We start from the raw sequence: 25,929 nt of genomic DNA, 5'->3' as shown, positions 1-25,929 counted from the left end.
GGCTCAGGTCATGTTCCGGCCGGGTTCAGTCGCCAGGGCAGGTGTTCGGGCAGGCGCTCTGGCAGGTCGTGCCGCAGCCGTCGTCGGTCATGCGAATCAGCTCCTCGACGAGCTGGCCGGACTCGACCACCGTCACGTCGAGGTCGAACTCGTCGAGGTCAAGCGCGGAATCGGGATCGACGACCGGCGCGGGGGCGTTCTGGGGGGTCACGGAACCTCCTTGAGAAGGAATAGGGAATAGAGACATCGCCGTGGCCGTGCTGGCGCCTACGGCCGGATGGCCACGCCAGCCGGGAGGGCGTGTGCCCTCCCGTGAGGCGCCAYGACGGTTCCCGCACTCAGACGGGAACCTCCGGGCCGGACGGCCAGGAGACGACGACACGCCGATGAGGGCGATCGAGAAACACGCCGCCGGCGGGCAGCGCGGCGTCCGGAGTACCCGCGGGGAATGCCTCGATACGGGCCGGCCGATCGGCCTTCCACGCGCGGATCCGTTCGATGAACTGGGAGGTCAGCAGCTCGGCGGCGGGACCCTGGGCCTGAACGCCAAACTCGCGGGACACACGGCCGGGAACCTTCGCACTKAGCGAGAAGTAGGCGAGACTGCCTTTTCCTACGACCGCCGGCATGCCGAGGCTCCACGCGTGGGCGACTGTCCCCCGCGTGACCGCAGCCTGCCGGGCCAGCAGCAGACCAGAGTTCTCCAGGCCGACCGCGAGCCACAGCAGCAGGTCATCGAACGGTTCTTCGCCGCTGTGGACACCCGACCAGGTCTTCACCCGCGGCCAGGTCAGCGCTTGGCGGACCTCGTCCACGTCCACCGGGGCCGCGTCGTCCAGCCGGACCACGACATCGTCCCCGTCCAACGCCAGCACCTGCTCCGGGAAAGCCCCAGCACCCGCGAGCGGGACAAAACTACAGACCTGGGCGTCGTGGCCAACCAGCCGCCCGCCGTCGGCCTCGAACACGACCGAGCGTGTCTGGCCCCGCAGCCGCAGCGGCACAACCAGCCGGCCGCCGGGCGCGAGCTGGTCCGTCCACGCGGAGGGAATGTCACGGACCGCCGTCGTCACCAGCACCAGGTCATAGGGCGCGTGGTCGGGCACGCCACCCTCGGCGTCGGCCAGCACCACCCGCACCCGGCCATAGCCCRCCGCGTCCAGACAACGCCGGGCGCGCTCGGCAACCCCGGGCAGAATGTCGACGGTAGTGACCTCGCCTGTCTCGCCGACGAGCTCCGCGAGCAGCGCCGCGTTGTAGCCCGCCGAACCGACCTCAAGGACCCGCATCCCCGGCRCCACCCGCGCCTGCTCCAGCATCATCGCCTGGATGTGCGGCGCCGACACCGTACTGACCATCCGACCCACCGCGTCGCGCACCGGGACGACCGTCCCTGTAGCCGCGTACGCCGCTGCCAGATCTGCGCCCGGCGCGAACAAATGCCGCGGCACCACGRCCAACGCACGCGCCACCCTCGGGTCACGGACCGCGCCGAGTTCCCGCAGCTCGYCAACCATGGCCGCGCGCAACACAGCAGCCGCGGTGGAACTCTCCTCATGCTGAATGGTCATCGAATCCTCACTGCGGGATTGGACAGCGGCCCGTGGCCTGGATGCCCGGGGCATTCGCCTTTGGCTGCGGAATTGGTCTGGGAGGGACACCCCCATCGCGCTTCGGGGAGTACCCGCCCGGCGGGCTGTGCGTGTTCTGTTCTCGACGCGCAGCGCAGCGCAGCACGCAGGCACAGGCGGCAGGGGCGCTCTGTGACTTTAGGAATGCAGGGGCCTGCGGAAGAACGGTCAGTCGCTGGTCGTCGTGTAAACTGACGGACCCGTGTTACYGGAGCCGCGCTCATCGTTGGTGTTGGGTGGCGTCGCCACTCGCCAGAGGGCCGGCGTCGACTAGGCGCAGATTCAGCTCGTACTCGGGGTCCATCAGCGGGTTCCCTCTGCGTCCTCCACTCATGCGGACCGCCGCGCCTCAGGCGGCCGTCGTCAACGTGGACGATCCTTCCAGCAAGGCGGACCGACCCGAAGACCTCCTCCACAGCCCCTCGCTCTCTCGCGCCGGCCGAGCTGACCAGTGTGGGCGTGACCGCCGTGTTCCTCCAGGGAGTCGCTCCCACCACGATTGCCAGGCGACAGTCGATCTGACCCACCGGGAGTGACTGACCTGAGGCGGGGCCATGTGCGGTGTCGTGTGCGAGCCCGCCGGCCGTCATCCGATCTGGCCCCTTTCTAGCGGAGAGACCGACTCCCACGCCGTTCGGCTCGCGGGCGAGCCGACAAGATGCCAGATCGGACGCCGTGGGAACCAGCCCAGGCCAGATCGGATGACGGAAAGCCAGCGACAGGCCACATCGCTGACGCATGGCCAGAAACGGCGACGCCTGACAACGATCGCCGACGCGGGGACGCAAGTCATTCCCTCCACTACGAACATCCTGTTCACCCCTTCGCAGAGCCGCTGACCTGCGAGAACACTGCCGCGCGCGTCGCTTTGTCCGTAGCGACCATGCCGATTCGTTCCGGAGGAGCCCACAAGGACACGACCGTGCTCGTCGCCCAGATCGTGCCGAGGAGCCAGCAGCCTGTGGCCTAGTCCGCCCTCGCGGGCGCCGCGACCGGCACGACCGCACGATGCCGTGACTTCGATCCGCTCAGCCCTTCTGTTCTGGCCGTGCGCCGACGACTACGGTTGCGATGGCGGTCGGTGACCGAAGCCCGAAACGGATTGCCGTCCACGGCCAGGGAAGGGGCACAGCGGCATGGGCAAGACCAGCCAGCGCGTCGAGCAGGAAGAGCTGCGGGCGCGGATGCGCGCGGTCGGCATGTCCCACGACGAGATCGCGACCGAGTTCGCCCGCCGTTATAGCTACCGTCCCCGCGCCGCCCACCGGGTCGCGCACGGCTGGACCCAGGCGCAGGCCGCTGGGCACATCAACGCTCATGCCGCCCGGGTTGGCCTCGACCCGGGCGGCGCCGCTCCGTTGACCGGGCCGGGGCTATGCGAACGGGAGCTGTGGCCGCAACCGAACAACCGCCGCCGGCCCACACCGCAGTTCCTCGCGCTGCTCGCCGAGGTCTATGGCACCAGTATCCACAACCTGATCGACCTCGATGACCGCGAACAGATGCCCCCAGCAGACCTGCTCCTCATCAGCACGATCCGCGTGGAGGGCGTGCCCGCGAGCGCTGTCGGTTCCCTTGCGCGCACCAAGGCGGTGGACGTCGAGGCGCCGCTGATGACCGCATTGAACCGGCAGCAGTTCCTGCTCGCCGTGTCGATCTCGGGGGTTGCCGCGGTGACGCCCCGACAACCGGCCGCGCCTGCCGTGTCGGTAAACACCAGTAGGGCACCGGCCGGGGACGATCTTCTTGCTGATCTGCGGGAGGCCGTCACGGTTCCAGCGGAGTGGTCCGCTGACCCTGGCGTGACCTCGGCGGGTGCCTTTGCTGACCTTGAGGCGCGGGGGCGGGAGTGCCACAACCGGTATCAGCGGGCCGACTATGCTGGGGCGGCGCGGCTCCTTCCCGCGGTGGTGCGGGGTATCGACACGCTGGTCGCTGATTCGCCGGCGGGCGTGGACCACCGCGCGGTCCGGCGGTCTCAGGCTGTCGCGTACATCGCTGCCGCCAAGCTCGCGACCAGGACCGGCGACCACGATCTAGCGTGGCTGGCCGCGGACCGTGGTCAACACGCGGCGCTCGCCGCCGACACGCCAGTGCTTCTGGCGACCGCACGCAGGCAGATCGCCTGCGTCTTCCACGACACAGGGCGGCTGGCCGACGCCGAACGGGTCGCCCTCAGCGCACTCGACGCCCTGAACCGGCGGCGAGGCGACGAGGACCACCCCGACATCGTTTCCGCGCGGGGCGCCCTTCTCCTGCTCGCGGCGATGACCTCGGTCCGTCAGGGTGAGCGGGCGCAAGCCCGCCGCCGGCTCACCGCCGCGGCCGAGCAGGCGGGCACGCTGGGCCGGGACGACAACCGGTTGTGGTCGGCGTTCGGGCCGACGAACGTGGCGATCCACACCCTCACCGCGGCCCTGACGCTCGACGATCCGACGGAGGCGGTCGCCGTCGGCGAACAGATCGACACGCGTCTGCTGCCTCCCCCGCTGGTGGGCAGGCGTGCGCGATTGCACCTAGATCTTGCCGACGGGCACGCCCGCCTGGGCGAGGACGCCGTCGCGGCCGTGCACATCCTCGACGTCGCCCGGCGAGCTCCACAGCTGCTGCGGGTCGACCCGACCGCTCGGGCGGTGCTGGCGACGCTGCTGAGCCGCGCCCGCGGTTCCATCGTCTCTGTCCTGCGGGACGTCGCCGAGCAGGCCGGAGTCGCGGCGTGACGGCTGGGCGACCGGTGCTGCATCTGGTCGTCTGCGCGGCCCCGCCCGCCGCGCAGATCAACGAGCTGATCCGCCACGTCCGCGGCGAGGGGTGGGCCGTCTGCCTCATTCCGACGCCGGCCGCCGCGACCTGGCTGGACGTGCGCCTTCTGGAGGAGCTAACCGGCCACCCGATCCGCTCGCGACCCCGGCAGCCAGACGAGCCTCGCCTACCGCCCGCGGACGCCGTGGCGGTCGTCCCCGCGACCTTCAACACGATCAACAAGTGCGCCGTCGGGATCAACGACAATTCAGCGCTGGGCGTCGTCAACGAGGCGATCGGACTCGGTCTGCCCGTCGTCGTCGCCCCCTACGTCAAACCCACCCTCGCCGCCCACCCGGCCTTCGCCCGAGCCCTACGCGACCTRGCCGCCTACGGGTTCACCGTCCTGCCGACCAACGCGATCGGTCCCCCCGACGGCACCACCACCTTCGCCTGGCGTCCCGTTCTGGACTCGCTGCCCGCCGCCCGGCCCGCCAGCGAAATCTCCGCGCAGGAGGACCCGTGATGACGGCTGCGCCCGTGCCCCTGTCCGACGACGAGATCGAGAGACGACTGCGTGAGCTACCCGGCTGGTCACGGGTCGACGACGAGATCACGAGAACCTTCGGCATCCGCTACCACGGCGCGGTCGCGCTAATCGTGCACGTCGCGGACATCGAGCGGCTGATCGGTCACYACGCCGACATCGACCTACGCTGGGACAGCATCCGCTTCGGCATCACCACGCACGATGCCGGTCACCGGATCACCGACGCCGACTTCGATCTCGCTCGGCGCATCGACGACATCGCCCGAGCTCACGGCGCCGAACCCAGCTGAGAACCTCCAACCTGCACGCGCGGGGACGTCCGCGCCGGGCGCACACGTTGTTGATCACATGTGGCGCGCCACAATACCCAACAGGCACACGAACGATTCGCCGCTATCGATCCGAACATGAAGCCTCATCGGCAGGTCTTCGGGCAGGTCAGCGGCCTGTACCCGCACGAATCAGATGTTCGCTCCGCAGGGAATGACCATCATGTGGGTCTCTTGGGACGCTGGGGACGTTCAGCGTCGGCGCGGCAGCTCACCGTCAGGAAGGCGGCGGTCAGCTGGCCCGGTCGCCGTGCGCGCCTACGTMGAGAAGGGCCTGATGATCGCGTATTCCCCATCCGTACCTGCCGTCGATCCCGCGGCGCGGTCCGCYTGCGACGAGGGGCGTTCCCGCGCTGATGAACCTGTGGTCTTCACCGACGGGCACCACTTCAACCTCGCGGCGTCCTCGGACCTGGACTCGGTTGCCTCGACGGCGGCCGGCCCTCTGTCGGTGATCCTTCAKGTGACGAAGCGGTGCAATTTTGACTGTTCGTTCTGCTCGGAGACGTTGCAGGAGCCGGACCCCACGCTGGATGCGTTGGAGCGGATGCGGGACAATCTGGCCGGGGTGCCGCGGGTGTTCCTGTCCGGCGGTGAGCCGTTGCTGCGCCGGGACTTCGTGGACATCGTCGACCTGTTCGCTGGGACGGTCATCGGCGTGCCGACCAACGCGACCCGCGGTCTTCAGCACGCGGCGCGCCTGTCCGGCAAGATCGCGTTCGTGAACGTCGGGCTGGAAGGGCCGCGGGCGACGACGAACCGGGTCCGCGGCGACTACGACGCGGTGATGGCCGGGATACGGGCGTTCCAGGACGCCGGGCTGCCGTTGTCGCTGTCGGCGGTGGTCTACCGCTCGACGCTGGCCGCGTTGCCGTTCACCTACCAGATCGCCGACCTGCTGGACGCCGGAAAGCTCAAATTGATCCTGCCGTTGAAGAAGGGCAACGCGCTCGACCTCGCYGACCACGAGTTCATCAGCCTGGACGAAGCCACGCTGATGTTCGACCGGCTGGCCRAGCTGCGGACGGTGCACGACTGGCGGCCGGCACTGCGCCTGACGGCCTGGACCCCGGACACCGAAGGCCACATGATCGTTGTCGGGCCGTCGGGGCAGGCCAGTGCCTGGCCGGTCTACGGCGCCCCCGACCTACTCGAACCGCTGGGCAACCTGCTCGACGAGCCGATCGCGGCGATCTGGGCGCGGTACCGGTTCCAGCGCAACCACTACGCCAAATACCTGGGCCGCTCGATCCGCGCCCTCACCCGCGCCGAGYGACCGCCATCAGGGCGTCCTTTGCTGCGGATCAGCCATGCGTGAGGCAACGAACCTGGGCTGGGCCGACACACCTTTTGGTGCCGAGCGGCGGCCGTTCGCCGAACGCACACCGCTGTTGGCCGCGTTCACCGTCCTGACCCGCGCCGCGTCGCCGGACGCCATGGGAGCGGTGTACCTGCGGCTGCCACGGGGCCGCACTCTGGCGGTGACCGAGAGGACGTTGCGGTTCGGCTTCCACGCCGTCGCGGCCGAGGACCCGGCGGAGACTCTCCTCGTCGCCGCCGGGCTCGATGCMCTGCTGGTGCAGGCCCGACGCCKGGCGGCGATCCTCGCAGGCCACCGGCTCGCCGACGACCTGGCGAGGCTCGCCGCCGCCGGCGCACCTACACGCGGAATCACCGCCCTCGCCGCCGCCTGGCCGGGCGAGACCGCGCAGCCCAGTCTCGCGCGTCTTCACGACACGGCGCGCGGCTCCACGCCGGTCGTACTGGAAGACGTGTGTACCGCGTTTCATCTCCACGGCCTGTTCGCGGAGTCGGGTACCTCTGCCGACCCTGCACGGGTGGGGTATGGCGCCTCGGCGGGGGCACCGCAGATCCTTCGGCAGGTTGTTCTCCGCGCGCTGGCGATCGCGCTCGTCGCGGCGCGCAGCACGGGCCATTATCAGTGGGACCAGCTCAATCTCGACGATGTCGTCGAGGCCGCCGCCTGGGACCAGACCACCGACATCCCTGCCGCAGGTCCAACGGCTGTGACTCCCGCGACTACCCCTCCAGCACGGCCCTCGTCCGTGCCTGCCGTACCGGCTGGTCGCGACGACCAGACGTTGGCCGCGGAAGGAGTCCGCTGATGCTGCGCAACTGCCTCGTCGTGGCCGTCGAGGGTACCCACGCCTCCGGCAAGACCACGCTCACCCATGCCCTGGCGGCACATTTCCGGGAGCGTGGGGTGCACGTCGCCTGCGTGCCCGAACCGGCTCGGAACTCCCCGTTCATCGAGGAGATCGTCGTGCACGGCCGCGGCGAGTTCGACCTGGAAACCGAGGTCGACTTGTTCGCCGCCCAGCTGTCCAGCCAACTCCGCGTCGCACGCCAACACACCATGATCATCTGTGACAAGACGATCGCGAACGTCCTCGCCTACGCCTGGCTCGTCCTGCCCGGCGGCCCAGAGGGACCCCACGCGCCGGTCCTGCGCGCGATGGAAGCCTTCTGCCGGGCCTGGGCGTCCGTCTACGACGCGGTCTTCTACTGCTGCGACAAGTTCGACCAGCACCAGATCGGCGACCCCTACCGGTCCAAGGTCCTCGACATCCAACCCGCCGCCGACCGCGTCGTGCGCAGCATCTGCGCCACCGTCGGGCAGCGCATCTTCGACATTCCACCGAACATGTCCACCAGCGCGCGGGTCGGCTGGATCGCCGAGCAGCTCACGACCCTCGGGCTCAACCCGACCAGCCGCTGACCGTTTCCTCAGCACAGTCGGGAGATACTGCCACCATGGGGTACCGCAGCGTCATCGACGTCATGCTCCTGCTCATCCGCGATGATGCGGTCCTGCTCGCGTTGCGATCCGGCACGGGATTCGCCGACGGCTGGTGGAACGTCCCGTCAGGAAAACTCGAAGATGGTGAGGACGCCGCTTCCGCGCTATGCCGCGAGAGCCGTGAAGAAATTGGCCTTCATCTCGATCCCGCCTCGCTTACTCTCGCTTCGACGGTCCACTTCCGGAACGAGCGCGGGGAAGCGCGCCTTGGCCTGTTCTTTCAGCCGGAGTGCTGGCACGGAGAACCCGTCAACGCGGAACCCCAAAAGTGTGCCCGGATCGCCTGGTTTCCCCTCGACGAGATTCCCGACAGCACGTATCCATACACCCGTGTCGGCATCGATCTCCACAGGCGGCGGGAGAACTTTGCCATCTCCGGGTGGGAGACATAGAAAGCGCTACGACGGCATCYGTACCGTTTGCTAGCGAGCCAACTGATCCTTGCGAAAGCGGATCGAATATGTCCGGACCATCACACTCGGCCGGCGGTGGGACTGGATAGACGACATGTTGACKCCATTGGTGAGCCGGCAATCCGGTACTCCGGGTCCCGTGTCGGCTGTCATTCCATACCATGGAAATCTCAGCTCGGCTGGTCGTTCCTCTCAACCAGCGAGAGGACCGGCGAGTCGACACGGTCCGCCCCCTCGTCTCACCCTGCTCCCGAACGTTTCCCGAGTGTTCGCCATCCCTAGCGGCAATGATCTTCCTTCAAGTGAGRCATCTGCCCAGCTCACGGCGCTCCGCGGCCCCGAACCGAAGCTTCGCGCTGAAGGGAATGGTTCGCGCCCGTCCGCTGGGGATAGTGGCGTCACCTCGTGAGTTTCTCGTCCCGGTCAGTGGGCCACCCGGGGCGAGCGCCGCGTTGGTGCACGCTGCACCCTTTGGCCGGAAGGTYGGAATCTTGGCATCACGTGAGCGTTTCCTGACCCGCCGCTCGAACGACTCCTTCCCGCATGCCTGAGAGTATTCAAGTGTTGGAGAAATTCCTCGACTGCTCGCGCTTTTCTCTGGTCCGCCGCCGTCGATGYCAGGTGGAGGAAAGGGCGCATTGATATCGGCGGAGACTCGTGACCGGCATTTCACCCTGATTGCCGTCGATTCTTCTTCCCTGCTGCGCCTTCYGGTCGCTCTTGCCTCGCTACCGGCATGAGTCAGGTTGATTGCGCGGCGCACCTCTACCTGTAACCCATCGAGAGGAACGATGATGAATGCGCGGGTTTTCCATACCGTCGTGGTGGGTGCCGGCCCCGGGGGGTTGATTGCAGCCTACCGATCTGATGTGCCCGCGCCGGGCCTTCTCCTCCTCGACGGAGGTGACGATGTGGAGGAGCGGATTGGCGCTCTGGGCTCCGATAGCCGAGGGGACGTGGTGACCCGGGGGTTTGGCGGTGCCGGGCTGTTCTCGGACGGCAAGCTGTGCTTGTCACCGCGGATCGGGAGCACCGTCAGCCACAGATTCGATCCTTCTCGCGTTTCCGCGCGGCAGCACGCGATCGATGAGGTTCTTCGCTCCGGCGAGCGGGCCGACCTGCACGGCGGGGACRCCGAAGCCGCAGAAAATTTCGAGAAACGCGCGAAGGTCGCCGGATTAGAATATGTTCATTATCCGGTCCGTCACGTCGGGACCGACCAGCTACCTCGGATGCTCAGCCGGTTGCGGACGCGTCTGGCGGCGAGGGCGACGGTCGCCTGCCGTACGACGTGTATCGGTATCCGCCCGTCAGGACGTTCCGATTTCCGGTGGGAGCTGGAGTTGGATGGTCCCGGGGTCAGGCGGGTCCACGCGGTCAACGTCGTCCTGGCCCCGGGGAAGGTCGGCGCATCGTGGCTCGGGGACGTGGGTCGGGAGCYGGGCCTGGGCCGCGACGACGCCCAACCGAAGATCGGGTTCCGGTTGGAGGGAGCGAAGGAGTTCCTCGGACCGCTGCTGGAGATAGCCACCGACCCGAAGGTCATCTGGAGCGGGCCCGATGGGGTCGAGGTCCGAACCCACTGCGTGTGCTACGGCGGCGACGTCGTCGCGGCCGACTATCACGGGCTGACCCTGGTAGGCGGGCATGCGACCTCAGCGCATGCCGAGAACCGCTCCAACAGCGCGATTATTGCAACGGCCGGCCGGAGATTGCCCCTCACCGCTGACGATGCCCGCACGCTCGTGGCCGCGATCAACCGCCGCCACGGTGGGCTGATCGGCCAGCGGCTCGGCGCCTTCCTTCCGGACACGCCTCTGCCMACCAGCCAGGCGGTAGGCGAGTTTGTGCCGAGCCTGCCCGATGCCGCGCCCGRCGACTTCACCGCCGAGTTCCCGACAGCGATCGTGAGCGCGCTACAAACATTTCTTTTCCGGCTCGCCTCCCTGTGTCCGGGGGTTCTGCACCMGGATAACTTTCTCTACGGGCCCGCGGTGGAACGGTGGGCATCACGTTTCACGGTTACCGACGAGATGGAAGCCCCAGGCCAGCCGGGACTGTATCTCGTGGGCGACGGCCCCGGGCTCACCGGCGGCATCATCGGCGCGGCGGAAACAGGCTGGCTCRCGGGCGACGCCATTACTGCGCAGGCGCGCCGTTAGTGCACTTTTCGCCCATTAATATCGGCGACTCAACATCGGAGGTCCGCTATGGCGGAAACCATCGACTCCATTTTCATACCGACCGAGCTGACAGCCGGTCATGCACCGCTCTGGACCGGTCGGGAGCTGCATCCCGATGCCTATCTCCAGCGGATCGACGATGCGCACCGCGCCGACCTGGCCGCGGCGGTGCGCGCGGCGAGTGYCCGGTTGGCATCCCGAGACCTGTTCCACGACCGTGACCTCACAGACCAGGACGTTCTCCTGCCGCACCTGGACGCGCCGCTCGCCGCGCTCGCCACGGCGGTCGCCGTGGGACACGGCTTCGCCGTACTCCGGGGCTTACCTGTGGAGGATCTCGACGACCGCGAGTGCCTCGTGCTGATCCGCGGCATCGCGGCCCGGCTGGGACGGATCGCGACCCAGAGCCGCGACGGGCAGCTTGTCCGTCGCGTTCGGGCGAGTGGCCGGCAGCTCGGTGACGGCCGGGTACGGGGACACCAAACCGCGGAACGGTTGTGGTTTCACACTGACGGCGCCGACGCGACGCTGCTGCTGTGCCGGCGCCCCGCGGACCGGGGTGGGATGAGCCGCGTGGCGTCCGCCGCGGCGGTGCACAACGCGATGCTCGCGAGCGCGCCGAACCTCGTCGCCGAGCTCTACCAGCCGTTTCACTTCCACATGGCCGGCGGGAACATCCCCGGCGGCCCACCGACGTTCCTCTCGCCGATCTTCTGCGCGTACCGCGGGCTTTTCAGTGTCCGCTTCGTGCGGCACACGCTCCTGGAGACGCAGACGGTCACCGGTGTGCCGCTGTCCCCGACAGCTCTCGCGGCGTTTGACCTCCTCGACGAGGTCGCCGACCAGCTGGCCTGCGACATGGAACTTCGGCCCGGTGATCTCCAGATCGTCCACAACCACTGTGTTCTGCATTCCCGCACGGCCTACACCGACGCGCCCGACCCCCGGCAGGCCCGCCACCTGCTGYGCTGCTGGATCACCCTGCCGGCCCCCGACCGCCGGCCCGGTGCCGTCGAGCAGGGCCTGCGAGGCGGATGGCTCACGGACGATCTACAGCAGGCTGCCGCCTCCACCTGGACACCTCCCACCGCCGCCGGTCTTGCGGACGGCCCCACGTGACCGGCCCGCAGGCATGGCGGCAGGAGATCACCGTCGCCCTCGACCGACTGGCCCGTGATCGCCGCGACCAGCCCGCGGTGATCGACTCCGGGGGTGCGTGCACCTTCGGCCAGCTGGGCCGGGACGCCCACCGTCTTGCCCGTGATCTTGGCGGTGAGGGCGGCCGTGGCCTGCTGCGTCCCGTCACCGCCCGGTCGGAGGCGGATTTCCTCGTCGAGGTGTTCGCCACCTGGCTGGCCGGGGGAATCCCCCTGCCGCTGTCCGCCCGTGGGGCCGCGGTGTCGACACCGGATTTCCCGCGCGCTCCGGCTGGCGGATGCGAGCCGTGGAAGGCGATCGTCGGCGTCTGTGACGGCCTCTACCGCCCGCTGGTGACACATGGGGAGCCCCCGAGCGTCCCGCGGAAGGCGCTCGCGCTCGGCCTGCGCCCCGACGGGCGAGCATTGATCGGCTCCCCGTTGCACCTCAACGGCCCGTTCGAGTTCGCCGTGCGGCAGATCCTGCTCGGCGGCACCGTCGTGATCTGTCCGGTCTTCACCCCGCAGGTGTGGGTCACCTACGCGGGCCGCCACCGGCCGACCTGGGCGTTCCTCGTGCCCACGCAGCTGCGCCGGCTGCTCGACGACGCCGGCGAGACCGCCGTCGCGAAGGCCGCCTCGTCGGTGGACAGGCTGGTCTACTCCTCCCAGCCCTGCCCACCCGACCTCCGCGGGCGTCTGCTCGCGTTGCTGGGCGGCGACCGGCTCGCGGAGTATTACGGCACCGCCGAATACGACGGCACGCTGCGCGTCGGAGCCGCCGACGGTGGCGTCCCGATCGACGGAGCCGAGATACGGATCACCGGGCCGCAGCGGGTGCCGGTTCCCGCGGGGACGGTCGGCACGATCGAAGGGCGAAGCCGCGTGGGGCTCGCCAGCCACCCTGTTCCCGGGGCATGCCCACCATCCGGTGCGTGGCAGAGCGTCGGTGACCGCGGCCATCTCGACGGCACCGGACGGCTGCATGTCGCCTCCGTCGCCGTGCCTGGACGGGCGATCGTCGGCGGCGTCAACGTCGCCGTCGCCCAGGTCCGTGTCGTGCTCGCCGCTCACCCCGCGATCAGCGACTGCACGGTGTCGGTGGTCCCCGACGCCGTCTACGGCCATCGTCTGACTGCCCGCGCATGCACCCGGCATCCGACGCTGACGGCCGAGGAGATCCACGCCTACTGCGCCACCCGCCTCGCCGCGCCCGAACGGCCGAGCCGCCTTGACCTGATCCGTCTCAGCCCGTCGGAGGCCACTGCCCATGCCGTCGACCTGTGACCTGTGTGACGCCCTCGACCCGGCCGTCAGCGACTGCGCGCTGCAACGGCACCTGACCGTGGCAGCGCCCCGCATCCTGGCGGCGAACGCGTATGCCGCCGCGGTCCCCACCATCGGGGCGTACGTCGCCGGCTACCTGCTCCTCGTCCCCCGAAGCCATGTCCTGTCCCTGGGCGCACTCGACCGCACTGCTCGCGCCGGCGTCGACGCGCTGATGCGGGAGATGGCCGCACGTCTCGCCGATCGTTACGACAGCCCGGTGCTGGGCTTCGAGTACGGCCTGAACGCCGCCGGGCAGCGGCGGATCGAACACGGCCACCTGCACCTGCTCCCCACCGAGGCGAACCTGCGCGGGTGGCTGGCCAAGCGGCTCACCGGCCATCCCATCRCCTCCCTGGTCGACCTGCCCGCTGACCCGGCCCACTCCTACATCCTGGTGCGTGATCAAAGCGGTGCGTTGACCGTCTACCCGGTCCCGACCGGCACCCATCCCCGCATTCGGCTGCGGCACGTCGTCGCCGCCCTCGACCCACGACTGGACGGAAGCGACTGGGACTGGGAGAGCGATCCCCACGCCGATCTCATGCGCCGCACCGTGGACGATCTCGCCCCCACCACCAGCCGGCCGCTGCCATGACAACCCCGTGGACCCTCGCGGCTCTCTGGCAGCGCATCGCCGCGCAGCAGCCCCACCAGACCGCGCTGATCCACGGCGATCAGGCGTGGACGTGGGCGCAGTTCGACGCGGCATCAGCGGCCCTCGCCCGCACCCTGCGGCGGCACGGAGTGCAGGCCGGCCAGGTCGTCGCCCTCTGCCTGCCGAACATCCCCGAACACCTTGTCAGCCTCGCTGCCGTGCTCCGTCTCGGCGCAACGCCCGCGCAGCTCAACCCCCGCTACCGTGCCCGCGAACTCGACCAGCTTCACCGCCTGCTCCAGCCCGCCGCAATGATCGCCGATCCGGTCCAGGTCCCAGACGTCGCGACGCTCCACGCCCGCTGCCAACCTGGCCAGGAAGTACCGATCCGCCCCCTCGGAGGCCACGGGCTGCTCCTGACCTCCGCGGCCCCGCGGGCATCCTCGTCGCCGCCGGCGAATGGGCCGCGACCGCCTTTGATGATCAAATGTACGGGTGGGACCACCGGCACACCCCAGKCCGTGCTCTGGCGCGTCGCCGACATCCTGGACAACCTCAACGCCCACAACCCCTGGGCCCGCCACGACCTGTCCCGCCCTCTCACCCGGATGGCGTCCCTGACGCTGGCCGACGCGCGCATCGTCGTCGCCAGTCCCCTCAGCCACGGCTCGGGTCTGACGCGCGCGATGGGCGCGCTCTGCGCCGGCGGCACAGTGATCACCCTGCCAGGGTCGTCCTACGACCCCGACAGGGTGCTCGACACGGTCGTGCAGCAGCGCGCCGACACCCTGGCGATCGTCGGCGACGCCTACGCACGACCGCTCACGAGCGCGCTTGGCGCCCGCCTCGGCGCTGACCTGTCCGCTTTGCGGACGGTCACCTCGTCGGGCGCGCCGTGGACGGACCAGGTCAAGACCGAACTCCTCGCCCTGGTCCCACACCTGCGGCTGGTCGAAACCCTCGGCGCCACCGAGGCCACCGGCCTGGGATCATCACTCGCCCGCCTCGGAGACGTACCTGCGACCGGGTCCTTCGACCTCGGCCGACACGCCCGGGTGTTCCACGCTGATGGAACCCCGACCGCGGTCGGTGAGACGGGACAGGTCGCGGTCCACCGGCCGCTGCCCGTCGGTCTGCACCCCCACGGCACGCTTCCACCCCACCGCTACGTCCGCGCCTATGAYGGCCGCACCTACCTCCTGTCCGGAGACCTCGTCCGGCTTCAGACGAGTCGGAGGATCGCGCTGCTCGGCCGCGAGCAGGACTGCATCAACACCGGCGGGGAGAAGGTGTACGCCCCCGATGTCGCCGCCGTCCTCCTGGCCCACCCCCACGTCGCCGACGCCGCCATCCTCGCCGTCCCCGACACGCGGCTCGGGAGCACCGTCGGCGGCCTCCTCCAGCTCCACGCCGGCGGCAGACTCGCACAGGTACTGGGTGACATCCGTGGCGACCTCGCCGGCTACAAGATCCCACGGGTGGTGCGGGTCGTCGCCGCCATACCCAGGACCCCGGCCGGGAAGGTCGACCTCGTCCGCGCCCGCCAGCTCCTCAGCGACCAGGAGGCCAGTTCATGACATCACCCGCCGTCGCCGCGTGGGCTGACCTCATCACGCTCGCCGAGCAAGAACAGCAGGCGCTCCTCGCCGTCCTGACCCGGCTTGTCACCGACCCCCGCCTCGAAGCCCAGGTCGCCGCAGCCCTGGACTACCCCGGCTGGCCGCTACCCCTCACGCTGCTACCGCACCGAGCGGCACACCTCACTGCCGGCACACCCGAACTCGCCACCTTCGCGTCCGTCTCGACTGCCGCGACGACCGCGGTCCTCACGACACTGAACCGATGGGGCTGGCCGTCTCCCGCCTCGTGCGCCGCCAGCGACGCCGCCTGGCTTCTCCTCCAACACGCCGACACCGAAACCGAGACCCGCCACGATCTCCTCCGCGATCTGGCGCGCACGTGGCAGCACCGCGGGGCCGACCCGCGACAGCTGGCTCTCCTGACGGACCGGGACCGTTCCCTGCGCGGTGAGGAGCAGCTGTACGGAACATTCGTCCTCATTCGTGACGACCGCCCGCGCTTCCTCTACCCGATTGCCGACATCAACCATATTGATGATCAGCGGAGTCGGATCGGACTGCCGAGTCTCGCCGACGACACGCCCTACGCCTACTGCCCGATCACCCCCTACCGGCAGGCCCGCAGCGCACCCGTCAACCTCTGGGCGCCGGCCACCAGCCCAGCCCCACAACTCCGGCGCACCCAGCAGCGGACACCACAGAGCCTCGCCGGCGATGCCACCCCTCGCCACGGCGTCTACCTCGCGGCGACGCTGCGCGACCGAGACGAGATCCGCCGTATCCGCGCCCGCCTGCCCCCGCCCCTGGAATCCACCGCCCGCTGGCTCGACCTCGACCCCCTCACCCGACCCAGCAGCCAGTTCGACGCAGGCATCGTCGTCAACCAACTCGCGGCCCAGCTCTGCATCCACGACATCGCCCGCGCGCGCCTTCTCCTCGCCTACCCGCTCAGCCGGCGCAGCGACGGCGTCACGGCCGAGATCGGCTGCGCGCTCGCCTACGGCAAACCCGTCATCATCGCCAAGGGCTCACCCCGATGCAGCTTCGACATGCTGCCTTCCGTCACGATCAGCGACGACATCGACAGCGCCCTGACTGCGGCACATCACGCCCTCACGGACCACGCCACCTGAACAATCCAGCAGGCAGAAGGCCCCTCAGCGCGAGACCTGGACCGGGATCTCGAACGGTACGAACATCGGCATCCCCGGCGTGTCCGACCAAACCTTCGGCACCGGCGTCACCCCGGTCGCCACCGTGGCGCGCTCCGACGGCGTGAGCACACCCAACGCGGCCCGCTCCTCCAACGGCAGGAAATCCAAGGCCAGACGCCGCACCACATAATCGATGATCGACGTGGCCTGTGGGATCTCCGCGTCGTCGGTTAGCCCCGCCGGCTCGAACCGCAGGTCTATGAACTGCCGAACGAACGTCACCAGCGGTACGTCGTGCGCCAGACCAGTCGAGATCGCCAACGAGAGGGTCTCGGTCATCCCGCGCAGGGTCGACCCCTGCTTCGCCATGATCAGATTGACGTCCGCCAGCGAACCGTCAGCGTGCAGGGACGTGATGACGAAGCCGTAAGCGCCGCCCACCGTGAACGACCTCGTCACGGACTCGCGATGCCGTGGCGCGCGCCGTGYCACGCCACTGGGCGGCTGGGTTCCCATCGTTGATGTTGCGTCAACCACAACACGTTCCTCTCGATCGGCGCGTCGATGCCGCATACTCACATCCGGAGACGATCACAACAGATAGCGCCACCACATCCCGAGCAGTGCCAGATGTTGTGGCCGATCCGAGATGTCAGCATAGGGCACCGGCCGTCCGATCTCACCGTGGAGGCGTCGGCGTGTCCGACCGCGCCCAGCCGCACTCGCCGGGCCCACCCCGGCCGCCTCGAACCACCCGCATGAACCACGCGCGCCATAGCCACAAGCCTGAACGAGCGCCGGTCCTCGACCAGGAGCGGGCTGGGTTGACCCGCGATGTACGCAACTGACGTTGTCGTCGGCTGGGCGCGGTCGTCGGGATTCCAGCGAGGCAGGCRGCGTGCGAGGGTCAACATGACCCAAACCGGTGAAGCACCGGGCGATCCCGGTGCATCTGTAGGTCTGCGCCGTCGCCAGTGCTGCCCAAGAAAGCGAACCGGACCGGCCAGCGTCGCACGCCCCATCAGCGCCAACTCGATCCCGGCCTGGGTGTGACCCCGGGCGCGCCTCCACGTTCGGATGGGCATTCGGTATCCACGAACAATTCCGCGTGAGATCCGAGATCGTCGTGGAAGTTACGGCGCCGTATGTCGCCGTCTGCGCAGGTAGCGGCATAGCGCGGCGCCGAACGAACTTCTTCGCGGAACGGGGAATGATTAGCAAGTCGCGGCGGCGGACAGTGACAGGAGCTACCCGCAGGCCGCCGAGGCTGCTCCGGTAACGGGCGCCCGCATCGCGGTCGAGCGCCGTCCCTCCGGAAGGCATAGCCGTGGAGCAGCATCCACATGAGCCCTTGGCTCGCTTGTCCGTCGCCCTACGCAGCGCCGGCGTGCGTCCCGACTTCCCGTCTCCGGATCGGTGGGAGTTGCTGCTCGATCCGGCTGTGTTCCGTGGCTGGGTAGAGCAGCGGTGCGCCGGCCACGTGGGTCGGGTCCGGATCGCGGGACCGCTCGATCGCCGTCTGGCCGTCGTCGAGCGGACCGACGGCCGGTGGGTCGTCGCGGATCTCTCCGGCCAGCCACACCGCTCCCGGGCCTGGCCAGCGTGGACGCGCGAACAACTGATCCTGGAGGACCCGGCGTCGTGGCTGTCGCTGGCCCACCTGGACGAGCGGGCCGTGTGGCGGCTGTCGCGGCCCAGCGCCCTGCTAGCGGCGCTGTATCACCCGGAGACGTTCCCGCTGCCGCGGTTTCCGTTGGGGATCAGCACGGTGGCGCGGGCGGCCCGGGACACGTTGCTCGGAACAGTGGCCTTGGYCGACATGCAGCTCGGGCTCTCCCTCGATGGCCTCGTCGCCCGCATCGACGGCGACCGGCCGGACATCCTCGGGGTCTCGGCGACGTTCGGCCAGTACGACCTGCTCGTCGAGCTGCTGGAATCGGTCTACGCCCAGGATGATCCGCCGCTGGTCGTCGCCGGTGGCAGTCTCACCCTGCGGGTCGAGCGGGTMCTGCTGGACAGGTTCCCGTCGCTGCTGGTCGCCAGGGCGGGTGGCGAGGCGACGATCGGCGCGTTGCTGGCGCACTGGCACGGCGACTGCGGCCTCGACGACGTGCCCGGACTGGGGTACGCGGGGGCACCACGTGGGGGTGGGCTGGCGGTCGGGCGGCGGCGGACCGCGAAGCCCGTCACCCGGGACGTGACGGCCGACGTCGTTCCGGAACTCGATCTGCTGCCGGCGACGTTCGACCGTCACGGTGTCGCGCAGTTGGAGACCAGCCGGGGCTGCACCAGCTACTGCTCGTTCTGCCCACGCGACCACAAGGGCAGTTGGGTGGGGGCCGGTACGGGCCGGTTGCCGTGGCTCCTGGGTGAGCTTTCGGCGGTCTTCGAGCGCTACCCGCAGGTGTCGCGGACGTTGTACCTGGTTGACGAGGAATTCCTCGGTCGCGCCCCCGACGCGACCAGCAGGGCGTTAGAGCTGGCCAGTCTGCTGCACCGGGCGGGGTTCGGGTGGGAATCCAGCTGCCGCGTCGACCAGGTCGTCGACCCCGACCAGAGCCATGGCTGGCACGTCGAACGCGCCGAGATGTGGCGGGCKCTGGTCGCCCGGGGCCTGCGGCGGATGCTGTTCGGCGTCGAGTCCGGCGTCGACAGCATTCTGGACCGGTTCGCGAAGGACACCACGGGCGAGCAGAACCTGCTGGCTGTCCGTACCCTGTCCGCACTCGGCGTCCCGACCCGGTTCACCTACATCACCTTCGACCCGCTGATGACCCTCGACGAGCTGAAGGCCACACATGCGTTCCAGGGCCGCACCGATCTGCTCCTGGCCCCGCAACCCGATCTTTCGCCCGCCGAGGTCGTCCGCGGAGTCCGGGACGCTCGGTTCGCCGCGGCGGCGGGCACGGGCCAGCCGTTCTACCAGGGGATCTCCTACCTGCTGGTCAGCATGGAGTGCCTGATCGGCGCCGCCTACACCCGCCGAGTCCAGCAGGCTGGACTTGCCGGGGCGGTGACGCCGTCGATGGGCCGGGTAGAGGCCCGCTACGCCGACTGGCGGATCGGAGTAGCCGCCAGCTGGGCGCAGCGCTGGGTCGACCGGCACTTCGCCCTCGACTACACGTTCAAGTCGCTGGAGAAGGTCCTCGACGGCGCCCCGCGCCGTCAGGTGCGTGAGGCCCGCGGCGTGCTCAAGGACGCCAGCTACACGGTCCTCGGCGACCTGATCACCGAACTCGACACCCGCCCGCTGCACCGTGATCCGACGGCCGAGGCGATCCTGGACGTGCGGATCTGGCAGCGGATTGAGAACCGTCTCGCTCTATTGCGGGGCGTCCTCGCCGCCGCTGTGCACGACCTGCTGCCTGTTCTCGGCCGGGAACACGCCGCACTGCTCGTCACCGAACACCGGCGATGGTCCGCAGCCGGCGGTTGGACGCTGATCAACGCGGCGGACGCCTGTGCCAGCTGACCGGCGGACCCGAATCGGAAGATCAGGCGCCGGTCTTTTCCGGGATCGGCACCCAGTTGAACTCTGGGCAGAACCGGGCGTAGGTGACCAGCTTCCAGGCCGCGTAGTCCTCCAGCCGGCCGGCTTGGCGCAGCAGGTGCTTGACCCAGGTGTGACACACCCGCTCGTCGTGGCTCATCGCCTCGTCGATCTGGTCGAGCATTCGGCAGGCGACCGCGAAGTCGTCCACGGTCAGCGCGCTCAGGTCGATCTCGACGTCGTCCACGGTGAAGCTGAACACCAGCCGGGTGGTGGAGAAGCTGGTGTAGCGCTCGCCGAGGAAGCGGGCGGTCCCGTCGAGCGTGGCCATCAGCTCGGCACGGCGTTCCACCGGGTAGCCGATGCCCAGATCCAGATCCGAGGTCTCCAGGTTCAACCGGGTTCCGAACGAGCCGACGTCCCGCGGCCGATGCCCGGTCCACCGCTCGATGAGTTCCGACGCCCTCGCGCGCACCGCGTGCAGGCGTTCGTCGTGGGCGCGCATCGCCGTGTAGAACGCCTCGGCGCGGTCGAACTCGGCGGTGGGGAAGTCGCTGCGGTCGGCCCACCCCTTCGCCCTGATCGCATCCAGGTTCAGCGGGGTGTCAGGGTCCGGAGTCGTCATGCCGGTGACCTTAACGTCACAGTCAGCGGCGCCCATGCACAGGCCCGTCCAGCAATCGTCGGCAGACAATGAGGTGAACGAGATGACGGAAGAACGTTTTCCCGCGCCCCGCGCGCTGGCCGGCGGGCTGACGGTGCACCCGATCGGCGTCGGCTGCTGGGCCATCGGCGGACCCGACCACAACCTGGGCCTGCCGATGGGCTGGTCCACCGCCGACGACCACGCCTCCCGCGCGGGGTTAGAACTCGCCTACACCCTGGGTGCGAACCTGTTCGACACCGCCGACGTCTATGGCCACGGCCACTCCGAACGTCTCCTCGGCCACCTCGTCGAGCAGGTCGACCRGGACAGTCTCGTGCTGTCGTCCAAGGTCGGCTACTTTGYGGGCACCGCCGCCCACGCCTATCTGCCCGCCGCGATGCGCCGCCAGCTGGAGACCAGCCTGGAGAACCTGCGCACCGACCGGCTCGACATCTACTTCTTCCACACCAGCGAGTTCGGCCCCGACGACCGCTACCTCGACGGCGCCGTCGCCCAGATGCGCGAGTTCCAACGCCAGGGCCTGGTGCGCTGCGTCGGGATGCGCGGCCCGCACCGCTACGCCCCTGACCGGCTCATACAGCCACGATCCGATCGGCCGGACAAGCACGCCCGGTTCCGGGTCCTGTTCGAGCGAATCCGTCCCGACTTCCTCGCCGTCCGACACAACCCGCTGACCCCACCGCCGCCCGCCGGCCAGCCGGACATCTTCACCCTCGCCGCCGACCACCACATCAGCATCCTGATCAACAAGCCGCTCGGGCAGGGCCTGCTCACCGGTAAGCACGACCCGCGTCGGCCACCCCAGTTCGGTGCCGGGGATCATCGGCAACGCAAACGCTGGTATACCCCGGATGCCCTCGCACTCGTCGAGCGCCACCTTGCACCTCTGCGCGACCGGTTCGGCCCGTCGACCCGCGACCTGGTCCGGGTGGCACTGGCCTACAGCCTCCAGCGCGCCGACAGCGCGGCCGTCCTTGTCGGCTTCACCACCCCCGACCAGGTCCGCGAGAACCTCACCGCCCTCGACACACCGCTGTCCGGCGACGACCTCAGCTTCGTCCGCGCCACTCTCGGCCAGCTCCAGCAGGACCTCGACGCCGCCGGCGAAGTCTTCCTCGACGAAACGGCCCTGCCCGAATGAACCCGCAGCAGTCYCTGTTCCCGAACCCGCCCACGCCGGTCGCTCCCACATCCACGACCGAGCTGCGGCTCGTCACGTTCAACGCCCAGCACGCCGCACCCGACCGGGCCCGCCGCCAAGCAGCCTGGCTCGGACAGCAACCCGACGCGGACCTCGTCGTGCTCACCGAGGTCGGCCACGGACCCGGTCGCCACGCGCYCCTCGACGCGCTCGCCCAGCACGGTTACACCCACCTCCACGCCCCGCGGCCGGACCAGCCCGACTACAGCACGGTCATCGCCTCCCGCCATACGCCCCTCGAACCCGTGCCCGCCGGCATCGACGTGCTTGCCCACCGCGCACCCGCCGTYGACCTGTGGGTCGGCGGACAGCGACTGCRCCTGGTCGGCCTCTACGTCCCGTCCCGCGGGCCGGCCRCACGCCGCAACGAGAACAAGCGCGCCTTCCAACACGCCGTCACCCGCGCCCTGCCCGGCGTCCTTGCCGGCTTCGACGGGCCGGTCGTGGTCACCGGCGACCTCAACGTCGTCGAACCCGGCCACGTCCCGCACTACCCGGTCTTCGGCCGCTGGGAGCACGACTTCTACCGCTCCTTCACCGACGCCGGCCTCACCGACGCCTACCGCACCCTGCACCCCGACGCCCCCGGCCACAGCTGGTACGGCCGCGGCGGCAACGGCTACCGCTTCGACCACACCTTCCTCACCACCGACCGGCTCGACCTGACCCGCTGCGACTACGTCCACGCCCCCCGCCACCACGGCCTCAGCGACCATGCCGCGATGGCCGTCGCCGCTGTCGTTGCTCCCCGGCAGCTCCAGCCATAGGTCGCCGGCGTCAGTTCGATTCCGCCGCGATCCAGGCGAGGACCACCCGCCGTACGAAGGCTTGACCTTCGGCGAGGTCCATGGCCGACGTCTTGCTCGGRGTGCCGGGCATCCGGGCGTGGCGTGCGGCCTGCCCGCTGATGCCGGGATGGTTACGGCCTGCGTGAACGCCCGCGCCTCGGCTTTCGTCACCCAGCCGAATGCGACCGGGTCGCGGCCGTCCTGCATGATCTCCCACACCTTGTAGAGCTCGACCCACCCAAGGTGCGTGGTCCGGCCGAGAATCGCCAGGGCCTCAGCGAGCGCCGGACCGCGGGCCGCGGCAGCCGCCTGCGGAGGGCCCGGCGGCGGTGGCGGCTCGGAGGCCACCGCGTCTCCTCCTATGACGACGCTCCCGATGCGGGTGGTCAATCTGATCGTCTTGGGCGTGAGGACGGCATGACGTCGATCACCGTCGTCGTACATCCCGGTCAGCTCGACGGCGTGGAAGCCGGTGCTGTTCAGCCAGCCGATGCCGTTGACCCAGGCGAGCACCTCAGCCGCTGCCTCGTGGAAGTCCGTGCCCTCGGGCCGGTAGTCCACCGCCGGCGAGGTGAGGTAGTAGTCCTCCGCGTCGCGGACGACCTGAGTGTCACCCGTGGGCAGGACCCGCGAGAGCAGGGCGAGGTCGGTCTCCCTGCCCCGTAGACGCGCTTTCAAGGCCATTCGCCCAGCATACGGTCCTTGGCGATCTCCAAAACCGGATTCATGCGGTGGAAGAAGTCGCCTGTCGGTGAACCATCATCGCTGGTCAGCAGCGTGCAATGGCGCGAATGGTTTCTTCGTGCGCGGGGGAATGACCAGCCTCGCGACGACTGCAACCATGATCTCGAACATTCCCCGGGGTCGAGAGGTTGCGCAGCCGATGACGACGGAGCAGACGCCCTCGGCGAGCCGGCCGACCGGTTGGYCGGCTGCACTTCCCCATGGTCGGCTTCTGCTTGACGTGTCGCTGTGGTCGGCGGATCTGGCCGCGCTCGGGGTGGAGCTCGATCGGACCAGCGGCGTCGCTGACGTGGTCCACTTCGACATCGCTGACGGGTCCTTCGGGCCTGACCTGATGTTCTCCCCGGCGATGCTTGCGGCCCTGCGCCCTCGGACGACGGTCCCGTTCCACGCCCACCTGCTGGCGCGCCGGCCGATAGCGCTCATCGACGCGGTCACGACCGCGGGCGCCGATCTGATCACGGTGCCAGCCGAGATCGATGACGTCGCGCGTGCCCTGCATCGCATTCGCGACAACGGCAACGCAGCGGGCCTGGCACTCGGGGTGGACACCCGGGTCGTCGATGCCCGCCCCTACCTCGGCGCGATCGACGTGCTCGTGGTCGTCTGCACACCTGGCGGCGCGCGGGACGCCGCGCTGACCCTGGCCGCTCTGCGCCGCCTGCACGCTGCTCGCAGACTCGTTGAGGCGACCGGGCACCAGCACACGGTGCGTCTCCTGGCCGAGGGAGGGGTCGGTGCGCGCACCGTGGGGCCGCTCAGTGTCGCCGGGGTCGACGGCCTGATCACGGATCTGCCCGTCCTCGGCGACGACCCCGCGGGCACCGCCCAGTGGCTTCGTAGCCAACGCCCGGCGGGACGGCGCCCTTTGCCGAGGCCGCCTCGGGACGGGCAGGGGTTCACGCGAAGGCTCCCCTAGCGTGTCTGGACCACAACGAAACGATCACCAATCCCGGCTGAGTCGACAAGGGGTATGACAGCAGTGGCGGAACAGGACAGCGCGGTCGCTGGCTGGAACTTCCAGTCGGCGGTTCCGGAGGCGGCGGTGCCGACGGGTCTGCGGCCCGAGGTGCCGCACCTGGCCCGGATCTACGACTACTGGCTCGGCGGCAAGAACAACTACCCGGCGGACCAGGCTGTCGCCGAGGCCATGATCCGGACAGTGCCCGATCCATGAAGGTGTGCTCGTGAACCGGGCGTTCCTGCGCAACGCGGTGCGCTTCCTGGCAGCCGACTGCGGGATACGGCAGTTCCTCGACATCGGCACCGGGCTGCCGGCAACCGACAACACCCACGAGGTCGCCCAAGGCGTCGCCCCGGACGCGCGCATCGTGTACGTCGACAACGACCCGCTGGTTTTGACCCATGCGCGGGCGCTGCTGACCAGCACGCCGGCGGGACGCACGGCCTACGTGGAGGCCGATCTCGCGGACCCGGAGTCGATCCTRTCCTCGCCGGTGCTCGCGGACACGCTCGACCTGACCAGGCCGGTGGCCCTGTCCCTKATCRCAATCCTGCACTTCYTCCCCGACGTGGCGGAGCCGTACGCGATCGTGGCCAGGTTGATGGACGCGTTGCCGGCGGGCAGCTACCTGATGCTCAGCCACGCCACCGGCGACTTCGACCCGGCGGTGGCCCGGGCGGCCGACTCCTACCGGTCGCAGGGCATCGCCGGGCAGCTGCGAAGCCGCGCGGAGGTGGCACGGTTCTTCGACGGGCTGGACCTGGTGAACCCGGGCCTTGTCGTGGCGCACCGGTGGCGGCCGGGCGGGCCGGTGGAGGAGCTGGCGGACGCGCAGGTGAGCATCTACAGCGCGGTTGCCCGCAAGCCATGATCCACACACCTCGGGTGCTGGTGCTGCTGCCAGGCGGTGGTCTGTCGCTGGTCGCGGGCATCGTCGCGGGGATGGGTCAGGCCGCCCGTGTCGTGGCCCTGGTGCCCTCGCTCGCCATCGGCGAGGCGGACAGCGGCGGCGGGCGGATCGTGGCCGACCTGGCGGCGGGGCTACCCGTCGCCGACTGCGCGGTGGACATGGTCGCCGTCGACGGCATCACCCCGGCGGATCCGACTTCGCTGCTCGACGAGGCGTGCCGGGTTCTCACCCGGTCGGGGCAGGTCGTGTTCACCGTGACGCTGGCGCATCTGCGTCAACCCGCCAGCGACCTGCCCGGTCTCACCGACGAAGACGCACGGCGGATCGGCCGGGCTGTCGGCGCAGCGGTGGCCGAGGCGCCGCATCCGTGGGACCCGCTGATCGAGGTGATGTCCACCGGCCGCCCCGGGTTGCACCCCGCCGACGTCAACATGCTGCGGATGACCGCCGACCTGGACCACCAGGGTGTCGAGGAGTACCTGTACACGTCAACACCCGTCGGCCCGTCACCGGTGGCGGCGGTGCGAGTGGGTCTCGACGCGCGGGTCGCACGCCGGTACGCGGCGGCCTGCCACCGGGCCGTCGACGTCCATGGTGCGCTACGACTGCATTCCCCGGTCATGTTTCTGCGTGCCCAGCGGGCCGCATGACCAGCGGCGACCGTCGTCGCGGGGGCCACCGGCTGGGACCGGCGCGATCGTC

Annotated in this window: 24 protein-coding genes; 20 read left to right on the top strand and 4 right to left on the bottom strand. The window is 69.6% G+C overall.

Translation table 11 applies throughout. The features are described 5' to 3' along the window. Positions 1-25: 25 nt before the first annotated feature. Both Manayef4_RS10525 and fxlM read right to left on the bottom strand, forming a co-directional pair. Complete coding sequence (locus Manayef4_RS10525; RefSeq protein ID WP_023842039.1) at positions 26-211, bottom strand: FxLD family lanthipeptide; 186 nt, start codon at positions 209-211, stop codon at positions 26-28. 127 nt (positions 212-338) lie between these two features. Beyond that, on the bottom strand, positions 339-1,571 hold the full coding sequence (gene fxlM, locus Manayef4_RS10520; RefSeq protein ID WP_070131462.1) for a methyltransferase, FxLD system: 1,233 nt from the start codon (positions 1,569-1,571) through the stop codon (positions 339-341). A gap of 1,196 nt (positions 1,572-2,767) precedes the next feature. Here fxlM and Manayef4_RS10515 point away from each other — a divergent pair. The 13 genes from Manayef4_RS10515 to Manayef4_RS10455 all read left to right on the top strand — a co-directional run bounded on the left by Manayef4_RS10515 (position 2,768) and on the right by Manayef4_RS10455 (position 16,442). Beyond that, the gene (locus Manayef4_RS10515) at positions 2,768-4,351 is read left to right on the top strand and encodes a hypothetical protein (protein WP_011436253.1); all 1,584 of its coding nucleotides are present in this window, start codon (positions 2,768-2,770) and stop codon (positions 4,349-4,351) included. Next, on the top strand, positions 4,348-4,899 hold the full coding sequence (locus Manayef4_RS10510) for a flavoprotein (protein WP_011436252.1): 552 nt from the start codon (positions 4,348-4,350) through the stop codon (positions 4,897-4,899). The genes Manayef4_RS10515 and Manayef4_RS10510 overlap by 4 nt, the downstream gene beginning before the upstream one ends. Beyond that, a complete protein-coding gene (locus Manayef4_RS10505) occupies positions 4,899-5,213 on the top strand; it encodes a 4a-hydroxytetrahydrobiopterin dehydratase (RefSeq protein WP_070131461.1) in 315 nt (104 codons plus the stop codon). The genes Manayef4_RS10510 and Manayef4_RS10505 overlap by 1 nt, the downstream gene beginning before the upstream one ends. A 403-nt stretch (positions 5,214-5,616) precedes the next feature. Continuing rightward, on the top strand, positions 5,617-6,570 hold the full coding sequence (locus tag Manayef4_RS10500; RefSeq protein ID WP_254665573.1) for a radical SAM protein: 954 nt from the start codon (positions 5,617-5,619) through the stop codon (positions 6,568-6,570). After that, positions 6,563-7,378: a hypothetical protein gene (locus Manayef4_RS10495; protein ID WP_070131460.1), complete on the top strand. Its 816-nt coding sequence runs from the start codon at positions 6,563-6,565 to the stop codon at positions 7,376-7,378. The genes Manayef4_RS10500 and Manayef4_RS10495 overlap by 8 nt, the downstream gene beginning before the upstream one ends. Next, entirely contained in the window at positions 7,378-7,992 is a 615-nt protein-coding gene (locus tag Manayef4_RS10490; protein WP_011436248.1) for an AAA family ATPase, read from the top strand. Before Manayef4_RS10495 ends, Manayef4_RS10490 begins: the two co-directional genes overlap by 1 nt. Positions 7,993-8,054: 62 nt before the next feature. Continuing rightward, positions 8,055-8,465 carry an NUDIX domain-containing protein gene (locus Manayef4_RS10485; protein ID WP_237704574.1) on the top strand — a complete coding sequence of 137 codons (411 nt, stop codon included), beginning with the start codon at positions 8,055-8,057 and terminating at the stop codon, positions 8,463-8,465. A 980-nt stretch (positions 8,466-9,445) separates the two neighbouring features. Further along, positions 9,446-10,648: a dehydrogenase gene (locus Manayef4_RS10480; RefSeq protein ID WP_254665572.1), complete on the top strand. Its 1,203-nt coding sequence runs from the start codon at positions 9,446-9,448 to the stop codon at positions 10,646-10,648. Between the two features lie 48 nt (positions 10,649-10,696). Continuing rightward, complete coding sequence (locus Manayef4_RS10475; RefSeq protein WP_070131458.1) at positions 10,697-11,788, top strand: TauD/TfdA family dioxygenase; 1,092 nt, start codon at positions 10,697-10,699, stop codon at positions 11,786-11,788. Beyond that, positions 11,785-13,092, top strand: a complete 1,308-nt coding sequence (locus tag Manayef4_RS10470) for an AMP-binding protein (RefSeq protein ID WP_023841625.1) — start codon at positions 11,785-11,787, stop codon at positions 13,090-13,092. The genes Manayef4_RS10475 and Manayef4_RS10470 overlap by 4 nt, the downstream gene beginning before the upstream one ends. Further along, the gene (locus Manayef4_RS10465) at positions 13,076-13,729 is read left to right on the top strand and encodes a hypothetical protein (protein ID WP_070131457.1); all 654 of its coding nucleotides are present in this window, start codon (positions 13,076-13,078) and stop codon (positions 13,727-13,729) included. The genes Manayef4_RS10470 and Manayef4_RS10465 overlap by 17 nt, the downstream gene beginning before the upstream one ends. Then, positions 13,726-15,306: an AMP-binding protein gene (locus Manayef4_RS10460; RefSeq protein ID WP_070131456.1), complete on the top strand. Its 1,581-nt coding sequence runs from the start codon at positions 13,726-13,728 to the stop codon at positions 15,304-15,306. Before Manayef4_RS10465 ends, Manayef4_RS10460 begins: the two co-directional genes overlap by 4 nt. Then, complete coding sequence (locus tag Manayef4_RS10455; protein ID WP_011436241.1) at positions 15,303-16,442, top strand: DUF6624 domain-containing protein; 1,140 nt, start codon at positions 15,303-15,305, stop codon at positions 16,440-16,442. The genes Manayef4_RS10460 and Manayef4_RS10455 overlap by 4 nt, the downstream gene beginning before the upstream one ends. Before the next feature lie 24 nt (positions 16,443-16,466). Here the strand turns inward: Manayef4_RS10455 and Manayef4_RS10450 are convergent, their stop codons facing one another. Beyond that, entirely contained in the window at positions 16,467-16,904 is a 438-nt protein-coding gene (locus Manayef4_RS10450; RefSeq protein ID WP_023841624.1) for a hypothetical protein, read from the bottom strand. A gap of 910 nt (positions 16,905-17,814) precedes the next feature. Between Manayef4_RS10450 and Manayef4_RS10445 the strand changes: the two genes are divergently transcribed. Then, positions 17,815-19,935: a radical SAM protein gene (locus Manayef4_RS10445; protein ID WP_254665571.1), complete on the top strand. Its 2,121-nt coding sequence runs from the start codon at positions 17,815-17,817 to the stop codon at positions 19,933-19,935. A 22-nt stretch (positions 19,936-19,957) separates the two neighbouring features. Here Manayef4_RS10445 and Manayef4_RS10440 read toward each other — a convergent pair whose 3' ends face one another. Then, positions 19,958-20,578: a hypothetical protein gene (locus Manayef4_RS10440; RefSeq protein WP_035733777.1), complete on the bottom strand. Its 621-nt coding sequence runs from the start codon at positions 20,576-20,578 to the stop codon at positions 19,958-19,960. 82 nt (positions 20,579-20,660) lie between these two features. On the opposite strand from Manayef4_RS10440, the gene Manayef4_RS10435 reads away from it, so the two are divergent. From Manayef4_RS10435 to Manayef4_RS10410, 6 genes are all read left to right on the top strand, one after another. Next, positions 20,661-21,761, top strand: a complete 1,101-nt coding sequence (locus Manayef4_RS10435) for an aldo/keto reductase (protein ID WP_070131480.1) — start codon at positions 20,661-20,663, stop codon at positions 21,759-21,761. After that, positions 21,758-22,588 (top strand): endonuclease/exonuclease/phosphatase family protein, encoded by an 831-nt coding sequence (locus Manayef4_RS10430; RefSeq protein ID WP_070131454.1) that lies wholly within the window; start codon positions 21,758-21,760, stop codon positions 22,586-22,588. The genes Manayef4_RS10435 and Manayef4_RS10430 overlap by 4 nt, the downstream gene beginning before the upstream one ends. 904 nt (positions 22,589-23,492) lie before the next feature. After that, complete coding sequence (locus Manayef4_RS10420; RefSeq protein WP_083282389.1) at positions 23,493-24,272, top strand: ribulose-phosphate 3-epimerase; 780 nt, start codon at positions 23,493-23,495, stop codon at positions 24,270-24,272. 54 nt (positions 24,273-24,326) lie between these two features. Beyond that, complete coding sequence (locus tag Manayef4_RS26630) at positions 24,327-24,530, top strand: SAM-dependent methyltransferase (protein WP_023841618.1); 204 nt, start codon at positions 24,327-24,329, stop codon at positions 24,528-24,530. 10 nt (positions 24,531-24,540) lie between these two features. Further along, on the top strand, positions 24,541-25,188 hold the full coding sequence (locus tag Manayef4_RS10415; protein ID WP_083282388.1) for an SAM-dependent methyltransferase: 648 nt from the start codon (positions 24,541-24,543) through the stop codon (positions 25,186-25,188). Beyond that, positions 25,185-25,877, top strand: coding sequence for a hypothetical protein (locus tag Manayef4_RS10410; RefSeq protein WP_011436230.1), 693 nt, complete (start codon positions 25,185-25,187; stop codon positions 25,875-25,877). The genes Manayef4_RS10415 and Manayef4_RS10410 overlap by 4 nt, the downstream gene beginning before the upstream one ends. Positions 25,878-25,929: the final 52 nt, after the last annotated feature.

The sequence above is a fragment of the Frankia sp. CgMI4 genome, assembly GCF_001756285.1.
In the GTDB taxonomy this organism is placed as follows: Bacteria; Actinomycetota; Actinomycetes; order Frankiales; family Frankiaceae; genus Frankia; species Frankia casuarinae.
Note: the sequence above shows the minus strand (reverse complement) of the source record. Positions and strands in the feature narration are given on the sequence as shown.

Excerpts from the sequence above, each read along its gene's own strand:
- Manayef4_RS10515 (WP_011436253.1), top strand. The coding sequence starts at position 2,768 with ATGGGCAAGACCAGCCAGCGCGTCGAGCAGGAAGAGCTGCGGGCGCGG.
- Manayef4_RS10490 (WP_011436248.1), top strand. The coding sequence starts at position 7,378 with ATGCTGCGCAACTGCCTCGTCGTGGCCGTCGAGGGTACCCACGCCTCC.
- Manayef4_RS10485 (WP_237704574.1), top strand. The coding sequence starts at position 8,055 with ATGCTCCTGCTCATCCGCGATGATGCGGTCCTGCTCGCGTTGCGATCC.
- Manayef4_RS10455 (WP_011436241.1), top strand. The coding sequence starts at position 15,303 with ATGACATCACCCGCCGTCGCCGCGTGGGCTGACCTCATCACGCTCGCC.
- Manayef4_RS10440 (WP_035733777.1), bottom strand. The coding sequence starts at position 20,578 with ATGACGACTCCGGACCCTGACACCCCGCTGAACCTGGATGCGATCAGG.
- Manayef4_RS26630 (WP_023841618.1), top strand. The coding sequence starts at position 24,327 with ATGACAGCAGTGGCGGAACAGGACAGCGCGGTCGCTGGCTGGAACTTC.
- Manayef4_RS10410 (WP_011436230.1), top strand. The coding sequence starts at position 25,185 with ATGATCCACACACCTCGGGTGCTGGTGCTGCTGCCAGGCGGTGGTCTG.